The sequence below is a fragment of the Arenibacter palladensis genome, assembly GCF_900129275.1.
Lineage (GTDB): Bacteria > Bacteroidota > Bacteroidia > Flavobacteriales > Flavobacteriaceae > Arenibacter > Arenibacter palladensis.
Genome location: NZ_FQUX01000010.1, coordinates 158,103 through 178,777 on the forward strand (window position 1 = coordinate 158,103; position 20,675 = coordinate 178,777).

General features: G+C 42.5%; 13 protein-coding genes and 1 pseudogene. 8 read left to right on the forward strand and 6 right to left on the reverse strand.

Annotated features, from left to right (window positions below; translation table 11 throughout):
• Window positions 1-10 precede the first annotated feature (10 nt).
• The 3 genes from BUA60_RS20395 to BUA60_RS20405 form a co-directional block, all read right to left on the reverse strand.
• Window positions 11-940 (reverse strand): PorP/SprF family type IX secretion system membrane protein, encoded by a 930-nt coding sequence (locus BUA60_RS20395; protein WP_072865037.1) that lies wholly within the window; start codon window positions 938-940, stop codon window positions 11-13.
• A 24-nt stretch (window positions 941-964) separates the two neighbouring features.
• Window positions 965-6,862, reverse strand: coding sequence for an Ig-like domain-containing protein (locus BUA60_RS20400; protein ID WP_178347046.1), 5,898 nt, complete (start codon window positions 6,860-6,862; stop codon window positions 965-967).
• A gap of 227 nt (window positions 6,863-7,089) precedes the next feature.
• Window positions 7,090-7,977 carry a lysophospholipid acyltransferase family protein gene (locus BUA60_RS20405; RefSeq protein WP_072865040.1) on the reverse strand — a complete coding sequence of 296 codons (888 nt, stop codon included), beginning with the start codon at window positions 7,975-7,977 and terminating at the stop codon, window positions 7,090-7,092.
• Window positions 7,978-8,035: 58 nt separating this feature from the next.
• Here BUA60_RS20405 and BUA60_RS20410 point away from each other — a divergent pair, with 58 nt between their 5' ends.
• Window positions 8,036-8,686 carry a rhomboid family intramembrane serine protease gene (locus BUA60_RS20410; RefSeq protein WP_072865042.1) on the forward strand — a complete coding sequence of 217 codons (651 nt, stop codon included), beginning with the start codon at window positions 8,036-8,038 and terminating at the stop codon, window positions 8,684-8,686.
• 168 nt (window positions 8,687-8,854) lie between these two features.
• Here the strand turns inward: BUA60_RS20410 and BUA60_RS20415 are convergent, their stop codons facing one another.
• On the reverse strand, window positions 8,855-9,985 hold the full coding sequence (locus tag BUA60_RS20415) for a TlpA disulfide reductase family protein (protein WP_072865044.1): 1,131 nt from the start codon (window positions 9,983-9,985) through the stop codon (window positions 8,855-8,857).
• Between the two features lie 111 nt (window positions 9,986-10,096).
• Window positions 10,097-10,606, reverse strand: coding sequence for a hypothetical protein (locus BUA60_RS20420; RefSeq protein ID WP_072865046.1), 510 nt, complete (start codon window positions 10,604-10,606; stop codon window positions 10,097-10,099).
• A 103-nt stretch (window positions 10,607-10,709) separates the two neighbouring features.
• Between BUA60_RS20420 and BUA60_RS20425 the strand changes: the two genes are divergently transcribed.
• Window positions 10,710-13,610, forward strand: coding sequence for an FAD-binding and (Fe-S)-binding domain-containing protein (locus tag BUA60_RS20425; RefSeq protein ID WP_245802596.1), 2,901 nt, complete (start codon window positions 10,710-10,712; stop codon window positions 13,608-13,610).
• A gap of 166 nt (window positions 13,611-13,776) precedes the next feature.
• Here the strand turns inward: BUA60_RS20425 and BUA60_RS20430 are convergent, their stop codons facing one another.
• Entirely contained in the window at window positions 13,777-14,637 is an 861-nt protein-coding gene (locus tag BUA60_RS20430) for a UDP-2,3-diacylglucosamine diphosphatase (RefSeq protein WP_072865050.1), read from the reverse strand.
• Window positions 14,638-14,866: 229 nt separating this feature from the next.
• Between BUA60_RS20430 and aroC the strand changes: the two genes are divergently transcribed.
• The 6 genes and pseudogenes from aroC to BUA60_RS20455 form a co-directional block, all read left to right on the forward strand.
• Entirely contained in the window at window positions 14,867-15,931 is a 1,065-nt protein-coding gene (aroC, locus tag BUA60_RS20435) for a chorismate synthase (protein ID WP_072865053.1), read from the forward strand.
• 63 nt (window positions 15,932-15,994) lie between these two features.
• Window positions 15,995-17,302 carry a dicarboxylate/amino acid:cation symporter gene (locus BUA60_RS20440; protein WP_072865055.1) on the forward strand — a complete coding sequence of 436 codons (1,308 nt, stop codon included), beginning with the start codon at window positions 15,995-15,997 and terminating at the stop codon, window positions 17,300-17,302.
• A 115-nt stretch (window positions 17,303-17,417) separates the two neighbouring features.
• The gene (locus tag BUA60_RS20445; RefSeq protein ID WP_072865057.1) at window positions 17,418-18,710 is read left to right on the forward strand and encodes a dicarboxylate/amino acid:cation symporter; all 1,293 of its coding nucleotides are present in this window, start codon (window positions 17,418-17,420) and stop codon (window positions 18,708-18,710) included.
• 37 nt (window positions 18,711-18,747) lie between these two features.
• Window positions 18,748-19,920 carry a peptidase MATCAP family protein gene (locus tag BUA60_RS20450; protein ID WP_072865059.1) on the forward strand — a complete coding sequence of 391 codons (1,173 nt, stop codon included), beginning with the start codon at window positions 18,748-18,750 and terminating at the stop codon, window positions 19,918-19,920.
• 170 nt (window positions 19,921-20,090) lie between these two features.
• Entirely contained in the window at window positions 20,091-20,264 is a 174-nt protein-coding gene (locus tag BUA60_RS23120) for a hypothetical protein (RefSeq protein ID WP_093980103.1), read from the forward strand.
• A 108-nt stretch (window positions 20,265-20,372) separates the two neighbouring features.
• Window positions 20,373-20,675 (forward strand): annotated as a pseudogene (locus tag BUA60_RS20455) (IS3 family transposase); the annotation flags it as partial.

The window sequence follows — 20,675 nt, forward strand, 5'->3', positions numbered from 1 at the left end:
AGGTCTTAGCTTAGAAAAATCGGGGAGAACGGGCATTTGGCCCCCATCGTGGCATTAAATATTTGAGTATAATTTCGTGCGATCCCTGATTGTAATTACCAATATCGGATATACTGTAATCATAGGAATAGCCCAGGAAAAAGTTTTTTGAAATCTGGAATCCTGCCATGGCACTATAACTATCCTTTAGTCTATGTGAGGCCCCTAAGGTGAATTTGTGTAGAAAAAGTACGTTTAGGCTAGCGTCTATTGTTAAAGGTGCATGATCTATAGTCTTGACCAAAATAGAGGGCTTTAATTTTAAGGTGGCTGAAACATCCATTACATATCCAGCAATAAAATATATATGGTTGTCCCTATGTATCAAATTCTTGTCACTTTCAATGTTGGATTGATTTATAAGCATGTTGGGGATTGAAAAACCGAAATACCAGTTATCGCTAAAAATATATGTTCCTGCACCTATTACGGGGAGGGCATTGTAATAATCGTCATAACTAAAAAGAACATCGTCTTGGTCGTAATAACTGCCTTTGGAATAATCCACCTCAAAAAAATCGATACCCGCATTTAGTCCCAGCGATATTTTTACTTTTTTGCTCAAGTTTAGATAGTAAGAAAAAACGGCGTTGGAACTAAACTCGGCCGAAGGTCCAATATTATCTTTAAAGATATTAATGCCCAATCCAATTTTGTTGTTGATAATACCAGAAACTGTAAGCGCCTTGGTCTCTGGAGCACCGTCTATTCCAATCCACTGGGCCCTATAGCTCATAGTAGCATCCATACGATTATTTTCATTGACGTATGCCGGATTTATGGTAGAGGTGTTGTACATATATTGGGTATATTGTGGCAACTGCTGGCCCATTAGTCTTCCACCACCAAGAAGGAGAAACAGTGTTAGGAGTTTTGGTATATTTTTATTTAGGATATTCATCTATTAATCAATGTGTAGTGCTTTTTAGTCTTTTCTTAAAAATAACCAACCTGTTTTGCTTTCGCTCAAATCATCGGTTTTAAGTATGTAGAAATAGGTTCCCGTAGGCAATGGCTCCCCTTTGCCCAGAACGCCTTTTACGTTGGCCAATCCTCGCCAATCATTTTGGTATCCTTTTTTTTGATATACCAAGGCACCATATCTGTTAAAAACTTGGAAATCCGACTCTGGATACATTTCAATACAATCTATTCTGAAGTAATCATTATCACCATCATCGTTTGGGGTAAATTCATTGAATACTTTTAGACAGGATGGTTCCAATACTATCTCAGCACTATTATTATTCAAGTTATTGTCCAATGGGGTAGATTTCGATATGGAGGCGCCGTTAAAATAACTTCCAGTAGCCTTAACAGTTACGGTTATATTCAATGCTGCCTGCTCTCTAGGCCCAATATTATTTATACTCCATACCCCGTTGGATGGGTTATAAGTGCCCTTGGTTGCTGTATATTGCATAAAAGTAAATCCACTTTCAATTCTTTCATTTATTGTGAGGTCAGTGAAATTAGTATCTCCGTCATTGGTAACGGTAATAATGAAATTAACATTTTCACCTACCATAGGATTTTGGCTGCTAGCTTCCTTGCTTATAATTAAGTCAGATATTCCATCTACTTGAACTCTAATTGCAAGTCGGTTTATACTTTCACAATTTGAATCGATTAGTGCAGCATAGTAGTTTGTTCCGTCTACCAATGTGGTGTCAAAATCCAAGATATTTCCAAGTACAGGAGCATCATACCAGATGATATTGCTTTCGTTGACTTGAATATCTCCAAGGGTTGGATTATCAGCTGTAGAAAATACTTGAGTCAAACTTTCGGAAGTAGCCGAAGGAGGTTGAATTAAATTGACAGTAATTCCTAAACGGGCTGTGCTTTCCAAATCACCCAATAATAGTGAGGCATAATAAGTTTTTTGATGCTCCAACAAAGTAGAATGGTCCAGTAAATTCCCTCCGATATTATTATCATACCATAAAATATTACTCTCGTTTATTTGAATATCATTGAGACTTGGTCTGTCAAAAGCACAAAATTCTTGGTTAGTGGAATTTGTGGTAAGAGTTTGTAATGGCACAAGACTAAGCTCGTCTGTGGTGGCATCATTTGCTGTATTCCCCGCCAGGTCTGTGGTGGTTGCCGATACGTCGTAGGTCCCCTCGGCCAGCTCGTTCCCTGCGGGCACGGTAAGTGTCCAGGTGCCGTCCCCGTTATCGGTAAGGTTGCCGTCGCCCTCGGTATAGGTAATCCCGTCCAGGGTCACGGTAAGGATATCGGCGGAATCCGCTGCCCCGGTAATGGTGGGAGTGGTATTGTTGGTCAATAGTGTATTTACGGTAGGTGGCGTCGGGTCCGTAAGGTCTATGGTAAGTTCGTCCGTAGTGGCATCGCTTGCGGTATTGCCTGCCAGGTCGGTGGTGGTTGCCGCAACGTCGTAGGTCCCTTCGGCAAGCTCGCTCCCTGCGGGCACGGTAAGGGTCCAGGTACCGTCCCCGTTATCGGTAAGGTTGCCGTCGCCCTCGGTATAGGTGGTCCCGTCCAGGGTCACGGTAAGGATATCGGCGGAATCCGCTGTCCCGGTAATGGTCGGGGTGGTATCGTTGGTCAATAGCGTATTTACGGTGGGCGGGGTCGGGTCCGTAAGGTCTATGGTAAGCTCGTCCGTGGTGGCATCGTTGGCGGTATTGCCTGCCAGGTCGGTGGTGGTGGCCGCCACGTCGTAGGTCCCCTCGGCAAGCTCGCTCCCTGTGGGCACGGTAAGTGTCCAGGTACCGTCCCCGTTATCGGTAAGGTTGCCATCGCCCTCGGTATAGGTGGTCCCGTTCAGGGTCACGGTAAGCGCATCGGCGGAATCCGCTGTCCCGGTAATGGTCGGGGTGGTATCGTTGGTCAATAGCGCATTTACGGTGGGCGGCGTAGGATCAGTAAGGTCTATGGTAAGTTCGTCCGTGGTGGCATCGCTTGCAGTGTTGCCGGCCAAGTCGGTGGTGGTGGCCGATACGTCGTAGGTCCCCTCGGCAAGCTCGCTCCCTACGGGCACGTTAAGGGTCCAGGTACCGTCCCCGTTATCGGTAAGGTTGCCATCGCCCTCGGTATAGGTGGTCCCGTTCAGGGTCACGGTAAGGATATCGGCGGAATCCGCTGTCCCCGTAATGGTGGGAGTGGTATCGTTGGTCAATAGTGTATTTACGGTGGGCGGGGTAGGATCCGTAAGGTCTATGGTAAGCTCGTCCGTGGTGGCATCGTTGGCGGTATTGCCTGCCAGGTCGGTGGTTGTGGCCGCTACGTCGTAGGTGCCCTCGGCAAGCTCGTTCCCTGCGGGCACGGTAAGTGTCCAGGTGCCGTCCCCGTTATCGGTAAGGTTGCCATCGCCCTCGGTATAGGTAATCCCGTTTAGGGTCACGGTAAGCACATCGGCGGAATCCGCTGTCCCCGTAATGGTAGGGGTGGTATCGTTGGTCAATAGCGTATTTACGGTGGGCGGGGTCGGGTCCGTAAGGTCTATGGTAAGTTCGTTCGTAGTGGTATCGTTGGCGGTATTTCCTGCCAGGTCGGTGGTGGTGGCCGCCACGTCGTAGGTCCCCTCGGCAAGCTCGCTCCCTGCGGGCACGGTAAGTGTCCAGGTGCCGTCCCCGTTATCGGTAAGGTTGCCGTCGCCCTCGGTATAGGTGGTCCCGTTTAGGGTCACGGTAAGCACATCGGCGGAATCCGCTGTCCCCGTAATGGTGGGAGTGGTATCGTTGGTCAATAGCGTATTTACGGTGGGCGGCGTAGGATCCGTAAGGTCTATGGTAAGTTCGTCCGTGGTGGCATCGTTGGCGGTATTGCCTGCTAGGTCGGTGGTGGTGGCCGCCACGTCGTAGGTGCCCTCGGCCAGTTCGCTCCCTGCGGGCACGGTAAGGGTCCAGGTACCGTCCCCGTTATCGGTAAGGTTGCCGTCGCCCTCGGTATAGGTAATCCCGTCCAGGGTCACGGTAAGCGCATCGGCGGAATCCGCTGTCCCCGTAATGGTGGGAGTGGTATCGTTGGTCAATAGCGTATTTACGGTGGGTACTGTAGGATCCGTAAGGTCTATGGTAAGTTCGTCCGTAGTGGTATCGTTTGCGGTGTTGCTGGCCAAGTCGGTGGTGGTGGCCGCCACGTCGTAGGTCCCTTCGGCCAGCTCGTTCCCTGCAGGCACGGTCAGGGTCCAGGTACCGTCCCCGTTATCGGTAAGGTTGCCGTCGCCCTCGGTATAGGTGGTCCCGTTCAGGGTCACGGTAAGCACATCGGCGGAATCCGCTGTCCCCGTAATGGTCGGGGTGGTATCGTTGGTCAATAGCGTATTTACGGTGGGCGGGGTCGGGTCCGTAAGGTCTATGGTAAGTTCGTCCGTAGTGGTATCGTTTGCAGTGTTGCCGGCCAGGTCGGTGGTGGTGGCCGCAACGTCGTAGGTCCCCTCGGCCAGTTCGCTCCCTGCGGGCACGGTAAGCGTCCAGGTACCGTCCCCGTTATCGGTAAGGTTGCCATCGCCCTCGGTATAGGTAATCCCGTTCAGGGTCACGGTGAGCACGTCGGCGGAATCCACTGTCCCTGTAATGGTCGGGGTGGTATCGTTGGTCAATAGCGTATTTACGGTAGGTGGCGTAGGATCCGTAAGGTCTATGGTAAGTTCGTCCGTGGTGGCATCGTTGGCGGTATTTCCTGCCAGGTCGGTGGTGATGGCCGCAACGTCGTAGGTGCCCTCGGCAAGTTCGCTCCCTGCGGGCACGGTAAGGGTCCAGGTACCGTCCCCGTTATCGGTAAGGTTGCCGTCGCCCTCGGTATAGGTAATCCCGTCCAGGGTCACGGTAAGCGCATCGGCGGAATCCGCTGTCCCCGTAATGGTGGGAGTGGTATCGTTGGTCAATAGTGTATTTACGGTGGGCGGATTGGGGGCAGTGGTGTCTACCGTATACGATTCGGTATCTATACCCGTATTTGTGCAAATTCCATTCGTGGTTTCAACGGATGCATCAATTGTGGTATCTGCATCGGCTATCAGATCACTTCCATTTACCGGAATACTAAAACTAAGATCGGCAGCAACATTACCTTGATAAGATACATTGTTAATTGTTAGGGTAACTACATCGTTCACTTGAGCATCGCCACCAACAACACCAGTGATATTTACTAATCCAATGGCTTCGTTAGAATTCACTATATCATCCGCTGTAATATTCGAGTCCAATGTAATTGTTGGGGCCAAAGAGTTATCCTGAATAGTTACAACAACCGACTTTAGTTCACCATCCATATTTTCACAGCCAGTACTGGAATCGGTAATGCTTACATAATAAGTGTACGGGCTGTTTAGACCCGATAATCCCGTAATGGTCAATTCATCGTTGGCATCAATATTATAAGTGATACCGCTATCGACCATTCCATCTGTAATTGGATTGTTTTTATTGGCATCCAAATACCAGTTAAAGGTTCCAGTTAAAGCACTTGAAGGAACTAATGTTACTGTATTTGATGAGCAAATGGTACTTTCATTGCCCGTTACCGTGATATCCGTTGCTTCAGGAGAAGGAACAACTGTTACTTCCACTGGGGTGCGCTCAGATTCCTCAGGACAACCAACTTCCGCTGCAGCTACATAAAAAGTGGTATCCGCCAAAATTGGAGAAGTTACAAAGGGCGTACCAGACGCCACTGTTCCCAAAAGTGTACCGTCAACAGCACTGTCGTACCATCTAAGCTCCAGATCGTTGGGATCTGCTACCGCAATGAGACTGGCAGATTCTCCCTTGCAGATATCTACATCTTGGGAGCTGGCATCGAATGTGGGAGGTCCGGGTACCTTTTTAACCTCATGAATCTCTAATTTTTGTGGTAGGCTAAGAGTTACTAAAGAGCTGAATCTTATGACAATCCTATCGATTGGAGCTCCAGGGGCAAAAGGTACTTCTGCATTTTCGTCATTTTGAAACAATCCCAATAGATCTAGGTTCAACAAGTCGGTCAAACTTTCTGAGGCTACTAAATTAGCTCCATTGTAGCCTAATATTTCAATATTGTCCAAAACACCCAAAGCCAATAGACCCGAATTCAATTTTAAATTTAGATTGAATACATCATTGGAATATGAAAGTTCCTCAAAATAAAGAATTTGTTCTATGGAAGAACCAATGCCTATCAGCCCTAAATTTAATTCGGAAAAAGAGTTGTCATCATCGTCAATTGCGTTCTCAGGATCATTAACACCAACACCGCCAATACCTAAAAGACCAGAGGATATATTACTGCCATCGTAAGATGTAAATGAGGGAACCCCGCAATCACCTATTACTTCGGATGTGTTATAAAATGCACCATATACTCCTAACCTTTTGGGTCCAATGGAAGTTAATCCCTGATCTATACGGTTTATTATTCGAATCCTATTAAATGCTTGATCGGGTGTAACTACAATGAAATATTCTCCGGCTTCATTCATTACCAGCCTCATTCTCGATGTTCCAAATTCTCCTGCGTCGTTAGAATCCCCTTGGAGAACTACGGTATTCACATTTTTTACTTGTACAGAGAATTCCTGTTTACTAACCGCAACAGCCCCTAAAAAATCACCTAAGCCCCCAGCCAATAGAGGTGCCAGTATAGGCTCATCGGCATCAATCTTTACATATGCGGTAGTTTCTGCCGGTATTAATGAAGGAAATTCCAATTCTAGAGCTCCTAAATAGCTACCTGGGAAATCCTTTGCCCTAATACTCGCTTTGGTGCTTAAATCTGTATCGATGGCATTTGCCGAATTATCGGTGTTACTTTGGCTTATTATGCCATTGGCAAAAACCCTTGTTTGACCAAAACCGGAATTGGTTATCAATATGCAAACAATTAGACACCAATAAAAAATGATTAATTTGGTATAATTAAATCCCATAGGCAGAAATAATCACAATTCTCTTGTATTTTTCATTTACTTCTAACGCAGAAAGCCCTACTTTATTGAGTTATAAGGTGGTGAGATGGAGATAATTAGTGGCTTCAATTTAAATTATACCATAAGGTGCTTTTAAAACGAGGTATGTATTAGGAATTGGTGCCACCCTTTTATTGGAATTCTATGGGGACTTTATTTCGGTGTTTCCAACGTTTATGGGTCCAAAGGTAGTACTCAGGTTTTTCCCGTATCTGATCTTCGGTCAACCTTAGAAATTGATCCGTAATTTGATGCTTTTTGGTCTTACTGCCGGCAGTGGTAATTGGGATGAATTCTGCTTGGTAATACCCCCTTTTTACTTTAGAGACCTTAAGGAAGACTACCGCTAGATCCAATTTCCTGGCCATGCTCTCTGGTCCATTAAAAATGGGAACCTTAACACCCATAAATTCAGTCCAATATTGTGCTCTTTTTACTTGGGGAGATTGGTCGCTCACCATGCCATAGGCAGATATTACCCCATTTTGGACATTCCTGTACACCGTCTTTACAGTTTCTTGTTGGGTGATCAGGGTGGTGTTCCATTTGGCCCTTATCTTTTTTATCAGATCGTCAAAATAAGAATTTCCTATTTTTTGATACACCGCATACCCTTTCGCATTTACATAATTATTAATGCTCACGTTCCATTCCCAATTGGCATAATGGGAACATACGATAAGAACGCTTTTCTCTTTAACAATGTCTTGAAGAACTTCAATATTGATGATCTTATAACGCTCCTTGAGTTCCTCTTTTGATAGATTTAAAGTCTTGACCATTTCCAGGAACATATCGCACATATGGCGGTAGAAGGCCTTTTGAATCTTTTTTATCTCTTCTTCAGACTTATCCGGAAAGGACCGAGAAAGATTTTCGAATACGACTCTTTTGCGGTAGCCAACAACATAGAAAAGTACAAAAAAGACAAAGTCCGAAAAAAAATAAAAAAGTCTAAATGGTAATATGGAAATATGCCATAGGAGGGGGTAAACTAGAATATAGACAAGAAACTGCATGCAGATATAATTAAGGCAAATATAGCTATATTTGAACCCAAAAATAATAGTTTTCTTCATGAATAACCTTCATCTTGCTACCATTGCCATTATGGCTGCCAATATCCTTGCCTCCCTAAAGGGATTTAATAACCATACCTTCTTTGAACGCTATAAGTTTGGTGTAGGTGCTATTCAGGCAGGCCAGAAGGATAGGATGGTTACTTCGGGTTTTTTACATGTAGACCTCTCCCATCTATTCTTTAATATGTTTACCCTATACTTTTTTGCGGATGTGGTCATTGATTGGTTTGGTCCCGGTAAATTCATTATCCTTTATTTTATTAGCCTTGTTGCCGGTAGTTTGTTGGCATTGTACTTTCATAAGAACGAGCCTTATTACAGTGCGGTAGGGGCAAGTGGGGCAGTCACTGGTATATTGTATTCGGCCATCCTACTTGAGCCTGGGATGCGATTGGGAATTATGTTCATCCCTATTCCATTGCCGGCTTACGTATTGGGAATCCTTTATTTGTTTTATTCTATCTACGGAATGAAAACTAGATTGGGGAATATTGGTCACACTGCGCACTTTGGAGGTGCTATTGGAGGGTATGTAGTAACCCTATTTTTTAAGCCCGATCTACTTGTTACGGACACACTAATGGTGCTTTTATTGGCTTTGCCCATTGTGCTTCTTTTTGTCCTCGGGAAAATGGGCAAAATATAAGACCGCGCAAATTTTTCACCGGAAAATGGGCTAGGTTTTCATTTAGGACTTTAGTCTAGTAGCATTTCCAGTGCAATCAAAATGTTTTTGAAACAATTACAGGTATAAAACAAAAAAAGGCTCGTAAATTATTTTACAAGCCTTTTTTTATGAATTTGTGGAACTTTGTTATTGCAATAGTTCTGAAATTTTCGACTCCAATTCAGGGCCTCTTAGGTTTTTTGCTACTATTACCCCGTTTTCATCAAGGATAAAGGTGGCAGGAATGGCCTCTACATTGTAAAGTTTGGCCACGGCATCGTTGAAATAATCCAGACTGGAAATATGGTTCCAGCTCAGTTGGTCATCTGCAATCGCTTTTTTCCAATCTTCTTCCTTTCTATCCAAGGAAACTCCGATTATATTAAGTCCTTTGGAGTGGTACTTGTTGTAGATCTTAACCACATTGGGGTTTTCAACCCTACAAGGCTTGCACCAAGCGGCCCAAAAATCGATGATGGTCACTTTGCCCATTGCCTCTTTTAGGGATAATTCCTTGCCGTCTGGGGTAGGTCCCGAAAAGTCGGGTGCAGTGGCGCCTATTGCGGTACTCTTGCCTTTTTCTTCCCTAGCTTTGGCTGCTTCCAAACTTTTTAGGATGTTTTTGGCGGGCAGGGTTTCCTTTATCTCTGGAGTTAAGGCATCGTACATTTTCTGCGCTTCCTCGCTCTCCACCATTCTTGTATTAAGTCCTTTTTCTATCAACAAAGCGGAAATTAGACCATTGGGATTGTTCTTGATGAAGTCCAATTCAAAATTCTTATATTCTTCTTGAAGTTCGGCAAACTCGTCTCGCAAGGAGTTAACGGTAGCTTCGTTTCCACTCATATTGGCGTTTTGCATATCCCTTTGGATAGACATTGCCTGATCGGACAAGGCTCTTGATTCATTTAGATAATTAAAGAAAATATCATTTTGCTCAGTACCTTTTACCTTGGCAAAATTTAAACTGTCCTTCTGGGCACTAAGTTCTATTTCACCTTTCTCGGCAACAACCGGGGTGTAGCCTTGAACTTTATCAACAAAAACATATATTAGATCAGGTGAATCAGCGGGACCGCTAATGGTAAACTTACCGTTTTCAACAGTGGTGGTGTCAATATCATATGGCTGATTTTTTTCATCAATCTTTCTTATAAATATTTGGGTACCGTTTTCCACATCCCCGGTTAAAGTTCCGTTCAATACAAAACCTTCGGGTTTACTGTTGCATGCTACAACTCCTACAATTACGGTAAGCGATAATAATATTTTTTTCATTGCTGTTTTCTTTTTAATTGCCGCAAATGTACTTATATATAAGTAATAAAAAAAGCCATAAATGCTACAAGAACATTCATGGCCGAATAAAATAGTAATTCGTTATTTATATTAAAACTGATAGCGAATTCCCAAGGCGATATCGAAATCAAAATTATCAGAGAAATCTTTATAGCCCACAATGCCTATTTCGGGTCTAAAATCCAACGAAATCAGCAGGGGAATGTCAAAGTTGTATTCAATACCTATATCTCCGGCCGCCAAAACAAAAAGGCCGCCATCGGGCGTATAATAACCACCATTGCCATTGGGCCTGGAAGCGAAATCCACACTTCCTAAACCACCACCGGCACCGTAGTACCAATTGAAATTTCCGTCCAAGGGCCTAACCCATTGGTAAAGTGCCGTTAATTTAAAGGCATCGAAATATCTACTATCGCGCCATCCGAGGTTGGCTTCCAATCTGTTGTCACGGTCCAAAGACTTCTGATACGAAATTTCTGCACCAAAACCATCACTGTCCCCCAAACGGAGACCTATGGCGTGATCGGATATTTCCTGGGCATTCATGGAGAACCAGGAACAGAACATAAATAGGGTAAATAATTTTAAAATTTTCATAAGTGTTCTAAAGTTAATTAATGTAAAAATTAAAAATTCATTATTAATCTGAAACAATAAAACTTAATTTAGTGCCCAAAATTGTTTTGAGTTGGATAAAAATATGCTAAATAAATTAAAGGATGATTTAGAGGGCGATTTGTTTGTAGACAAATTAATGACCACCCTATATTCCACCGATGCTTCCGTATATAGAAAAATGCCAATGGCAGTGGCTTACCCGAAGACCGAAGAGGATATTAAAAAACTAATTCTATTTGCCGGGGAACACAAAATAGGTTTAATTCCTCGAACAGCAGGAACCTCCCTTGCCGGACAATGTGTTGGGGAAGGTATAGTAGTGGATGTCTCCAAAAATTTCACCAAGATACTTTCCGTTGATGTAGACAAAAAGCAGGTAACCGTTCAACCTGGGGTCATCCGAGACGAGTTAAACCTTTATTTGGAACCATATGGCCTATTTTTTGGACCAAACACCTCTACTTCCAACCGTTGTATGATTGGCGGAATGGTCGGGAACAATTCCTCTGGAACTACCTCTATACAATACGGGGTTACCCGTGATCAGGTCGTTTCCTTACAGACGTATTTGTCCGATGGTAGTAAGGTAGAATTCAGGGATCTGTCCTTGAACGAATTTCTGGGCAAAATGTCCTTGGACAATTTTGAAGGAAAAATTTATAACAACATACATAAGGAATTAAGTAATAAGGAAATACAGGCGGAAATTTTAAAGGAATTTCCAAAGCCACAGATCCATAGGCGCAATACCGGTTACGCTGTGGATGAGTTGCTCAAGAACAATATTTTTGGTGATAGTCCCCAAAACATTAACTTATGTAAATTGTTGAGCGGAAGTGAAGGCACCTTGGCCTTTACTACGGAAATAGTACTGCAATTGACCGAGTTGCCTCCTAAACTTTCTGGAATGGTGGTAACCCATTACAAAACTTTGGAAGATTGTTTGTTGGATGTAGCGCCCCTTATGACCCACAATCTGCATACCTGCGAAATGATGGACAAGGTTATTTTGGATTGCACCAAAAATAACCGGACCCAATTGGAGAACAGATTTTTTGTGGAAGGCGATCCTGCGGCATTGTTAATGTTGGAGGTTAAAGCGGATACCGAAGAGGACTTGGACAAACAGCTTCAGCATTTATTGGAGACCGTTAAAAAGTCTGGTTTGAGCTATGCCAGCCCTATATTGAAGTTGGCCGATGTGAATAAGGCCATTGAACTCAGAAAGGCCGGACTGGGTCTTCTTGGAAATATAGTCGGGGACCGTAAAGCGGTTGCCTGCATAGAGGATACTGCAGTGGCGTTGGAGGATCTAAAGGACTTTATAGGGGAATTCAGCCAAATAATGAAGGATTATAAGCAAGATGCGGTATACTATGCCCATGCAGGGGCAGGGGAGCTGCATTTAAGGCCAATCCTGAATTTAAAGAAATCTGCAGATGTGGCCTTGTTCAGGTCCATTACTACGGATGTGGCCAAACTTACCAAAAAGTATCAGGGATCCTTTAGCGGGGAACATGGCGATGGCATTGTAAGGGCGGAGTTTATCCCTTTGATGATAGGCCAGAAAAATTATGAGCTGATAAAGCGGGTAAAGACCTATTTTGATCCCCATAATATTTTTAACCCAGGGAAAATTGTGGATGCCTATCCCATGGATGAATCACTGAGGTATGAAATTGACCGCGAAGAACCGGAAATTGAAACCTTGATGGATTTCTCCGATAGTGAAGGTATTCTAAAGGCGGCCGAAAAATGTAATGGTAGCGGGGATTGTAGAAAAACGCATTTGGTATCTGGGGCTATGTGCCCAAGTTACCATGCCACAAAGAATGAAAAGGATACTACAAGGGGCCGTGCCAACACCCTGCGCGAATTTTTGACTTCTTCGGAAAAGTCGAATAAGTTTAACAATAAAGAGCTCAAAGAAGTTTTTGACCTTTGCTTAAGTTGTAAGGCCTGTTCCAGTGAATGTCCCAGTAATGTGGATGTGGCCACACTTAAAGCAGAGTTTTTATATCAATATCAGGAGGAAAACGGATATCCCTTGAGGGCAAAACTTTTCGCCTATAATACCAAGTTGAATAAATTGGGAAGCAGCATGGCAGGTATTACCAATGCCATGTACGATTCCAAAATATTGGGCGGATTGCTTAAAAAGTCGGTCGGCGTTGCCGAGCAACGAAGTTTGCCAAAAGTCTTTAAGTTCGATTTTGATAAGGAGCTTCAAAGGGTTAAGGGTCAGGTTGTTGCTACCAAGTCCAAAGTTGTGTTGTATATAGATGAATTTACCAATTACTTGGATGTTGAACTGGGTAGGGATGCTATTGAAGTACTGACGCGACTGGGCTATGAGGTGGAACTTTTTTATGCAGAAAGTGGAAGGACCTATATTTCCAAAGGATTTTTAAAACAGGCCAAACAATTGGCCATTAAAAATGTGGATAAACTTTCGCAGCTAACGGATAAAGGACTTCCAATCATTGGGTTGGAACCTTCCGCTATACTTACGTTTAGGGATGAATACAAACGATTTGGCTTTGATAAAAAGAAGATGGATTCCGTTGCTGCCAATTCATTTTTGATAGAAGAATTTTTGGCCAAGGAAATTCAATTGGGGGTCATATCATCGGATCTATTTACAAACGAGCCTAAGACCGTAAAGATTCACACACATTGCCATCAGAAGTCTATATCCAACCAAAAGGTAACCTTTGATATCTTGAATCTTCCAAAGAATTATACGGTTTCTATTATTAGTTCCGGATGTTGTGGTATGGCAGGGTCCTTTGGGTATGAAAAGGAGCATTATGAGGTAAGTATGCAGGTGGGGGAGCTAAAGTTGTTCCCGGCCGTTAGGAAGTCCGCAGAGGATGTGATCATCGCCGCCAATGGAACAAGCTGTAGGCATCAAATCTTTGATGGTACCCAAAGGAAGGCGGTGCACCCTATTACCGTTTTGAAGGAGGCGCTAATTGCTTAGTTGTATCTTATTTGGTTAGCGAAAGATTTGACCTTTTCAATTTTTTATAACAAACAAATAAATTTAGCCCTGTACAATACTTCCAACAGTTATTGGCCAGGGTTTTTTGGTGTTTTGTTAACAGTGGTCATAAGATTATAAGGGTAGGCCAGTATAAGGGATAGATTTAGATTTTTGCTTTTTTGGATGTTTTTTTAGGAGGCATAACGGTTATGGATGTGGCGGCCAGTAATTCGTGAATGTCCATGCCCTTAAGTTCTTCATCAGCAAAGAAGGGGGACAGTTTGTCCGCACTATATCTATATATTTTCCAACGTTTAAAGGTGTATTCCAAGGCGGTAAGGTTTTCTACCCAATCCCCGGAATTTAAATAGGTGCATTTGCCTTGTTCACTTTCAAACATCTCTTTTTTGGGTTGATGAATATGGCCACAGATAACATAATCGTAGTTCTTGTCTACGGCCAATTCCTTTGCCGTATATTCAAAATTTTCAATAAATCTAACAGCACCCTTTACGCTGTTCTTTATTCTTTTGGATAGGGAATATTTCTCGCGCCCAAGTTTTCCCAGGATCCAATTAAGGCTTCTGTTGATTAGAATTAAAAGACTGTATCCATGCCTTCCCAGTTTGGCCACCCATTTTGCATTCTGAATGGATATATCAAAAACATCACCGTGAAAGAACCAGGCCCTTTTACCATTTAATTCTAAGGTCAATTGATCAACAAAATGGATATTTCCCAAAGAGGTACCGCAGAATCTTCTAAGCCTTTCGTCGTGGTTCCCTACAATGTAATATACTTCGGTACCATTTGTGGCCATTCCCATAATTTTTCTTAGCACTTTTAGGTGCGTAGCAGGGAAATATTTCTTGCTAAATTGCCAGATATCAACTATATCGCCGTTGAGTATAAGTGTTTTAGGGTTTATGCTGTTCAAATAGGCCAATAGTTCATCAGCATGGCAACTGAAAGTTCCTAAATGCACGTCTGAAATAACTACCAATTCTATTTGTCGCTTTTTCACGGAGGTGGAATTTTCTCAAATTAAACCTTTGGATTTAAATTAAAAGTGAAGGTAAAATCAATTTAGGATAAGGAAATAGTTAAGTTTATATTAAGTTGGTCCAATTCTGTTTTTATTTGCAATAAGCAAGGTTTCTATTTTTGTATCTCTGTTTTAAGATTTACCTTTGGATCTTTGACTTAAAATGGCCCTTTATACCATTTCATAACTACAAATTTTAACTACAAACATGGCAGGAAATACTTTTGGAACCCTTTTTAAACTATCTACGTTTGGAGAATCTCATGGAGTGGCCATTGGTGGCGTACTGGATGGCTGTCCGGCGGGAATTGAATTGAATCTGGATGCCATTCAGGAAGACCTGGACAGGCGTAAACCTGGTCAGTCGGCCATCGTTACCCAACGCAAGGAGCCGGATACCGTAGAGTTTTACTCTGGGATTTTTGAAGGGAAGACGACAGGAACACCAATAGGGTTTGCCATACACAATACCAATCAGAAATCACATGATTATTCCCATATAAAGGACTCTTATAGGCCTTCGCATGCCGATTATGTGTACGACCAAAAATATGGTTTCAGGGATTATCGCGGAGGAGGAAGAAGTTCGGCGAGGGAAACGGCCAGTAGGGTAGTTGCCGGTGCCATTGCCAAACAATTCTTGGGAGATATGAAAATAAACGCCTACGTTTCCCAAGTAGGTGAGCTATCCTTGGACAAAAGTTACCAGGAACTCGATTTTTCCCTTATCGAATCCAACCCGGTAAGATGTCCGGATACTGCTACTGCCGCTAAAATGGAAGAGTATATAAAAAAAATTAAAAAGGAAGGCGATACCATTGGGGGGGTGATTACCTGTGTTATCCAAAATGTTCCCATAGGCTTGGGGGAACCTGTTTTTGATAAGTTACATGCAGAATTGGGTAAAGCTATGCTTTCCATCAATGCCGTTAAAGGCTTTGAGTATGGTAGCGGATTTGAAGGCGTAAAGATGAAGGGGAGCGCCCATAACGATCAATTTAATACCGACGGTACTACCAAGACCAATCATAGTGGGGGTATACAAGGAGGTATAAGCAATGGAATGGATATTTACTTCAATGTTGCCTTTAAGCCTGTCGCAACCGTTATTCAAGCCTATGATACCATAGATAAGGAAGGGAATAAAGTAAGCACTCAGGGCAAGGGCAGACACGACCCATGTGTAGTGCCTAGAGCAGTGCCAATTGTGGAGGCAATGGCCGCCTTGGTTATGGCAGATTATACTTTATTGAATAGGACCATTAAATTATAGCCTTATATTTTTTGGTGCTTTAAACCACAAAATGCTATCTTTCCAATCTAAATCATTGTTTTTATGAGGAAGTTGGAATTGCACTGGCAAATTATTTTGGGAATGGTGGGCGGAGTTCTTTTTGCTTTGGCCATGGTTCAGTTCGATTGGGGTCCGAAAATTGTCTCCGATTGGATAAAACCCTTTGGGAATATATTTATTAATTCTCTTAAGCTTATTGCAGTTCCATTAATATTGGCTTCGCTTATCAAGGGGGTTTCCGATCTAAAGGATATTTCCAAACTTTCAAAAATGGGGGGGAGGACCATTGGAATTTACCTCATAACAACTATTATCGCGGTATCCATCGGACTTACCATAGTGAATGTTGTAAAACCAGGTTCCTCTATTTCTGAAGAGACGAGGAACGAATTGGTGGAAAATTATAAAGGTGATGCCGATTCCAAAATATCCCAAGCCAACGAACAAAAGGAGTCCGGGCCATTAAGGGCCTTGGAAGATTTGGTGCCCAGCAATATTTTTAGTGCGGCAAGTGACAATGGCAATATGTTGCAGGTCATATTTTTTGCCATTTTTTTCGGAGTGGGATTAATATTGATACCTGCAGAGCAGGCCGATCCGGTAAAGAAATTTTTTGATGGCTTCAATGAGGTAATTCTTAAATTGATAGATTTGATTATGCTGGCGGCTCCCTACGGTGTCTTTGCCTTATTGGCCGCTTTGGTGGTAGAATCTCCCAGTTTGGATCTGTTTAAAGCGCTAGGATGGTATTCAGTCAGTGTTGTATTGGGATTGATCTTGATGATAGGCGTGTATATTTCGTTGGTATGGATATTTACCAAACGCAAACCTTCATTTTTTATAAATGGAATTTCTCCTGCACAATTATTGGCGTTTTCTACCAGTTCCAGTGCAGCCACACTACCTGTGACCATGGAAAGGGTAGAAGAGCATTTAGGGGTAGAGGAGGAGGTTGCCAGTTTTGTATTGCCAATTGGGGCCACTATAAATATGGATGGTACCAGTCTTTATCAAGCCGTGGCAGCGGTTTTTATTGCCCAAGCTTTTGGAATGGATCTTAGTTTTGGAGCCCAATTGGGAATTATTGTTACCGCAACCTTGGCTTCCATTGGGAGTGCCGCCGTACCTGGAGCAGGAATGGTGATGCTCGTCATTGTTTTGGCGCAGGCTGGTATTCCTGAAGCCGGACTGGCACTGATCTTTGCAGTGGATAGACCTTTGGATATGTGTAGGACGGTGGTCAATGTTACTGGGGATGCCGCAGTGTCCATGATGGTGGCAAAGTCTGTGGATAAATTAGGGGAGCCCAAGGTAAAGGAATGGAGCGATCATTATAAGCCTTCAAAATAACGAACAACTTCATTATTGCTGAATCCAACGCATTAAAAGATGGCGAAAATTATTTTTGTCCGTTTGTAAATTCAATTGATTGTTCCCATAATTTAGCACAATCTTAATTGAAATTATGAAAAAACTTGCCTTGCACTGGCGTATCCTAATTGGTATGCTTTTGGGAGTGCTTTTTGGGGTGTTAATGTTGTATATTTCGGGAGGTAAGCTCTTTATTCAAAATTGGATCAATCCATTTGGCATTATCTTTATCAATCTCTTGAAGCTTATAGCCATTCCGTTAATTTTGGCTTCGATCATTAAAGGGATTTCAGATTTAAAGGATATTGCCCAGTTTAAAACCATAGGTGTCCGTTCTGTTACCTTATTTATCACCACCACTATAGTGGCAATTATTATAGGTTTGCTGCTGGTCAATATTTTTTCCCCCGGTAAAGGAATTTCTGAGGAAACCGTTTCGCGGATTACCAATGAATTTGTTGGTCGGCAAGGCGTGCAGTCTAAACTTGCAGAAGCTTCTGTGCAAAAGGAATCCGCACCTTTGCAGTTTTTGTTGGATATGGTGCCGGAGAATGTTTTTAGCGCAATGAGCGACAATAAACTAATGCTCCAGGTAATATTTTTTTCTGTGTTTCTAGGGGTGTCCATGTTGCTAATTGGGGAAGCCAAGGCAAAACCTTTAAAAACCCTTTTTGATTCCCTTAACGATGCGGTATTAAAAATGGTCGATATAATTATGGTAACGGCTCCCTTTGCGGTATTTGCTCTTTTGGCCAATGTAGTGGCCAGCTCAGGAGATCCGGATTTATTGTTGGCATTGGTTAAATATGCAGGTGTTGTTATTTTAGGACTTTTTCTAATGATTGTCTTTTATTGTACTGTATTGACGTTGGTTACTAGAAAAAATCCAATTTGGTTCTTAAAAGCCATCAGTCCCGCACAACTTTTGGCGTTTTCCACGAGCTCAAGCGCCGCCACCCTTCCCGTAACCATGGAAAGGGTAGAGAATCAATTGGGTGTGGATAAGGAGGTTGCCAGTTTTGTACTTCCGGTAGGAGCTACTATAAATATGGACGGAACCAGTCTTTATCAGGGCGTAGCGGCAGTTTTTATTTCCCAAGCCTTGGGTCATCATTTGGAAATTACAGACCAATTAATGATAATATTAACCGCGCTTTTGGCTTCTATTGGTTCTGCTGCAGTACCAGGGGCCGGAATGGTAATGTTGGTAATTGTTTTGGAGTCCATAGGCTTTCCAAGTGATAAGTTGGCGGTAGGATTGGCGTTGATCTTTGCGGTAGACCGCCCTTTGGATATGGCCAGAACAGTAATAAACGTAACGGGCGATGCTATGGTGTCCGTGGTAGTTGCAAAATCGGTAGGGAAGTTAAATGATATCCCTAAATAATTAGAGCCTCAACGAGGTATATTAAATAGTAGTTGTAATGTTAAAACAAGAAGTGAGCCGGGAAATTATTGAGCAGTTTCCCAATGTATTTGTAATAGATGCCAACTTGGACAGGTTAGTAAAAAAAATTGAATTGCTTACCTATTTAAATCCATTAAATATTGAAAAGGAAAAGCACCGTTTCTTTTCATCCAAATATGTTGATGAACCCGTATTTAAATATAAAAAGTTACAATTTGATCCTTACAAGTTAAACCGTTTGTTCTTTTCCCAGCGCTTGGAGCGCATAAAGGATGAACAGATAATGAAGTTCTATCAGGAAGTGGTGTATTACTATGCCAATATGATTCAGTGTATCGAGACTATTGGTCAGAACAAAAAGTTCTATTACAACTCCCTTAGGGTTTATGGAACTCCCACGGAGAAAGATGTTCAGAATGCCAGGTTCATTCTACATGTGGCCGATGAGCCGGATACCGAGAATATGGAAAAAATATATACCCCGGAGGACGCAAAGGTTTATTTTGAAGAGTTTGTGCGGCAATATGATTTTCCTTTAAATATTTCCTTCTCCAATAGCATTGCCGCAGATGCCATGGTGAGCAATAATACCCAATCCCTTCTTATTAAGAAGAATACCGTTTTTAGCAGAAACCAACTGCTTACCTTGGCCAATCATGAGATTGGAGTGCATTTGGTAACTACCTACAATGGCATGTTACAACCCTTAAAAGTTTTTTCCAATGGTTTTCCGAAGAATGTGGAAACCCAAGAGGGCTTGGCGGTTTTTAGTGAATACATGAGTGGGGCCCTAACCCTTAAGAGATTAAAGGAACTTGCTTATAGGGTCTTGGCCTCTGACAGTTTGATAAAAGGGTATGGTTTTTCGGATACTTTCGACATGCTACACGGCCAGTACAAGTTAGACCGTAACAAGGCCTTTACCATTACCATGCGGGTCCACAGGGGTGGCGGATTTACCAAGGACCGCCTGTATCTAAGCGGATTAAAAAAGATTTATAAAAGGCATAAAAACGGCTTGTCCATGGATACTTTGCTAACCGGTAAGGTTACCATGGAATCCGAGGCTACCATAAACCGATTTAAGGACTTGGGCTTGGCAAATAATTTAACACATACCAATGTGGCTTTTGAAAAGAATTACAATAAGAACAGTACCTTGGATTTTATATTGGATAACTTGAAATAAGTAATATGGAACTTCCTTTTCCTTTTGTTTGCAAATGTAAGCTAGTGTGCTAATGAGGAAGGATTAATTGATGAAGTTTGTGTACTTAAGTTAAATTATTTTAAATAGCCCTTGGAATAATAACTTAGATTTTGATATCTTTGTACCACCATTAAAAAAAAATAGCAATCATGTTCGATTTTGACCAATATTTAGGGTTTTTAGCATTTTTGACCATCTTGACCATCGGGTTTTGGTTGATGATTTTTTTGTTGACTTTTGTTATTCCCTACTGGATAGGAGGTTCTATCCTGGAAATATTGAAAGAAAAGCGCGAAGCCAAAAAAGCAAAACGTAACCAATAGGGATACGACGACAATATACTGTAAATAAAAAGGGAGCCGATGGGCTCCCTTTTTATTTTTAAGGGTTTGTCCCGTCCTAAAATAAGTTGACACAAAATCGACTTATTTATGAAACATTCAAAGATTACAGGTAATAAGCGGACACAACGCGATTACAATCTAGGTTTTAAATTGGCCGTTATTTCCCAAGTTGAAAAAGGCGAAATGACCTATAAGCAGGCACAGAAGGCTTATGGCATTCAAGGTAGAAGTACTGTTTTGGTCTGGTTGAGAAAACATGGTACCTTAGATTGGAGCAACCCAATTCGACATCAAATGCCAAAATCCAAAGAAACCCCTGCCCAGAAGATCAAGCGTTTAGAACGCGAGCTATCTGACGCGAAGTTGAAGAACAAGATCCTTAATACGATG

What these genes read in the sequence shown, in the direction of transcription:
- BUA60_RS20450 (WP_072865059.1), top strand. Translation starts at nt 18,748, where the DNA reads ATGTTAAAACAAGAAGTGAGCCGGGAAATTATTGAGCAGTTTCCCAAT.
- BUA60_RS20425 (WP_245802596.1), top strand. Translation starts at nt 10,710, where the DNA reads ATGCTAAATAAATTAAAGGATGATTTAGAGGGCGATTTGTTTGTAGAC.
- BUA60_RS20445 (WP_072865057.1), top strand. Translation starts at nt 17,418, where the DNA reads ATGAAAAAACTTGCCTTGCACTGGCGTATCCTAATTGGTATGCTTTTG.
- BUA60_RS20395 (WP_072865037.1), bottom strand. Translation starts at nt 940, where the DNA reads ATGAATATCCTAAATAAAAATATACCAAAACTCCTAACACTGTTTCTC.
- BUA60_RS20415 (WP_072865044.1), bottom strand. Translation starts at nt 9,985, where the DNA reads ATGAAAAAAATATTATTATCGCTTACCGTAATTGTAGGAGTTGTAGCA.
- BUA60_RS23120 (WP_093980103.1), top strand. Translation starts at nt 20,091, where the DNA reads ATGTTCGATTTTGACCAATATTTAGGGTTTTTAGCATTTTTGACCATC.
- BUA60_RS20405 (WP_072865040.1), bottom strand. Translation starts at nt 7,977, where the DNA reads ATGCAGTTTCTTGTCTATATTCTAGTTTACCCCCTCCTATGGCATATT.
- aroC (WP_072865053.1), top strand. Translation starts at nt 14,867, where the DNA reads ATGGCAGGAAATACTTTTGGAACCCTTTTTAAACTATCTACGTTTGGA.
- BUA60_RS20410 (WP_072865042.1), top strand. Translation starts at nt 8,036, where the DNA reads ATGAATAACCTTCATCTTGCTACCATTGCCATTATGGCTGCCAATATC.
- BUA60_RS20420 (WP_072865046.1), bottom strand. Translation starts at nt 10,606, where the DNA reads ATGAAAATTTTAAAATTATTTACCCTATTTATGTTCTGTTCCTGGTTC.
- BUA60_RS20440 (WP_072865055.1), top strand. Translation starts at nt 15,995, where the DNA reads ATGAGGAAGTTGGAATTGCACTGGCAAATTATTTTGGGAATGGTGGGC.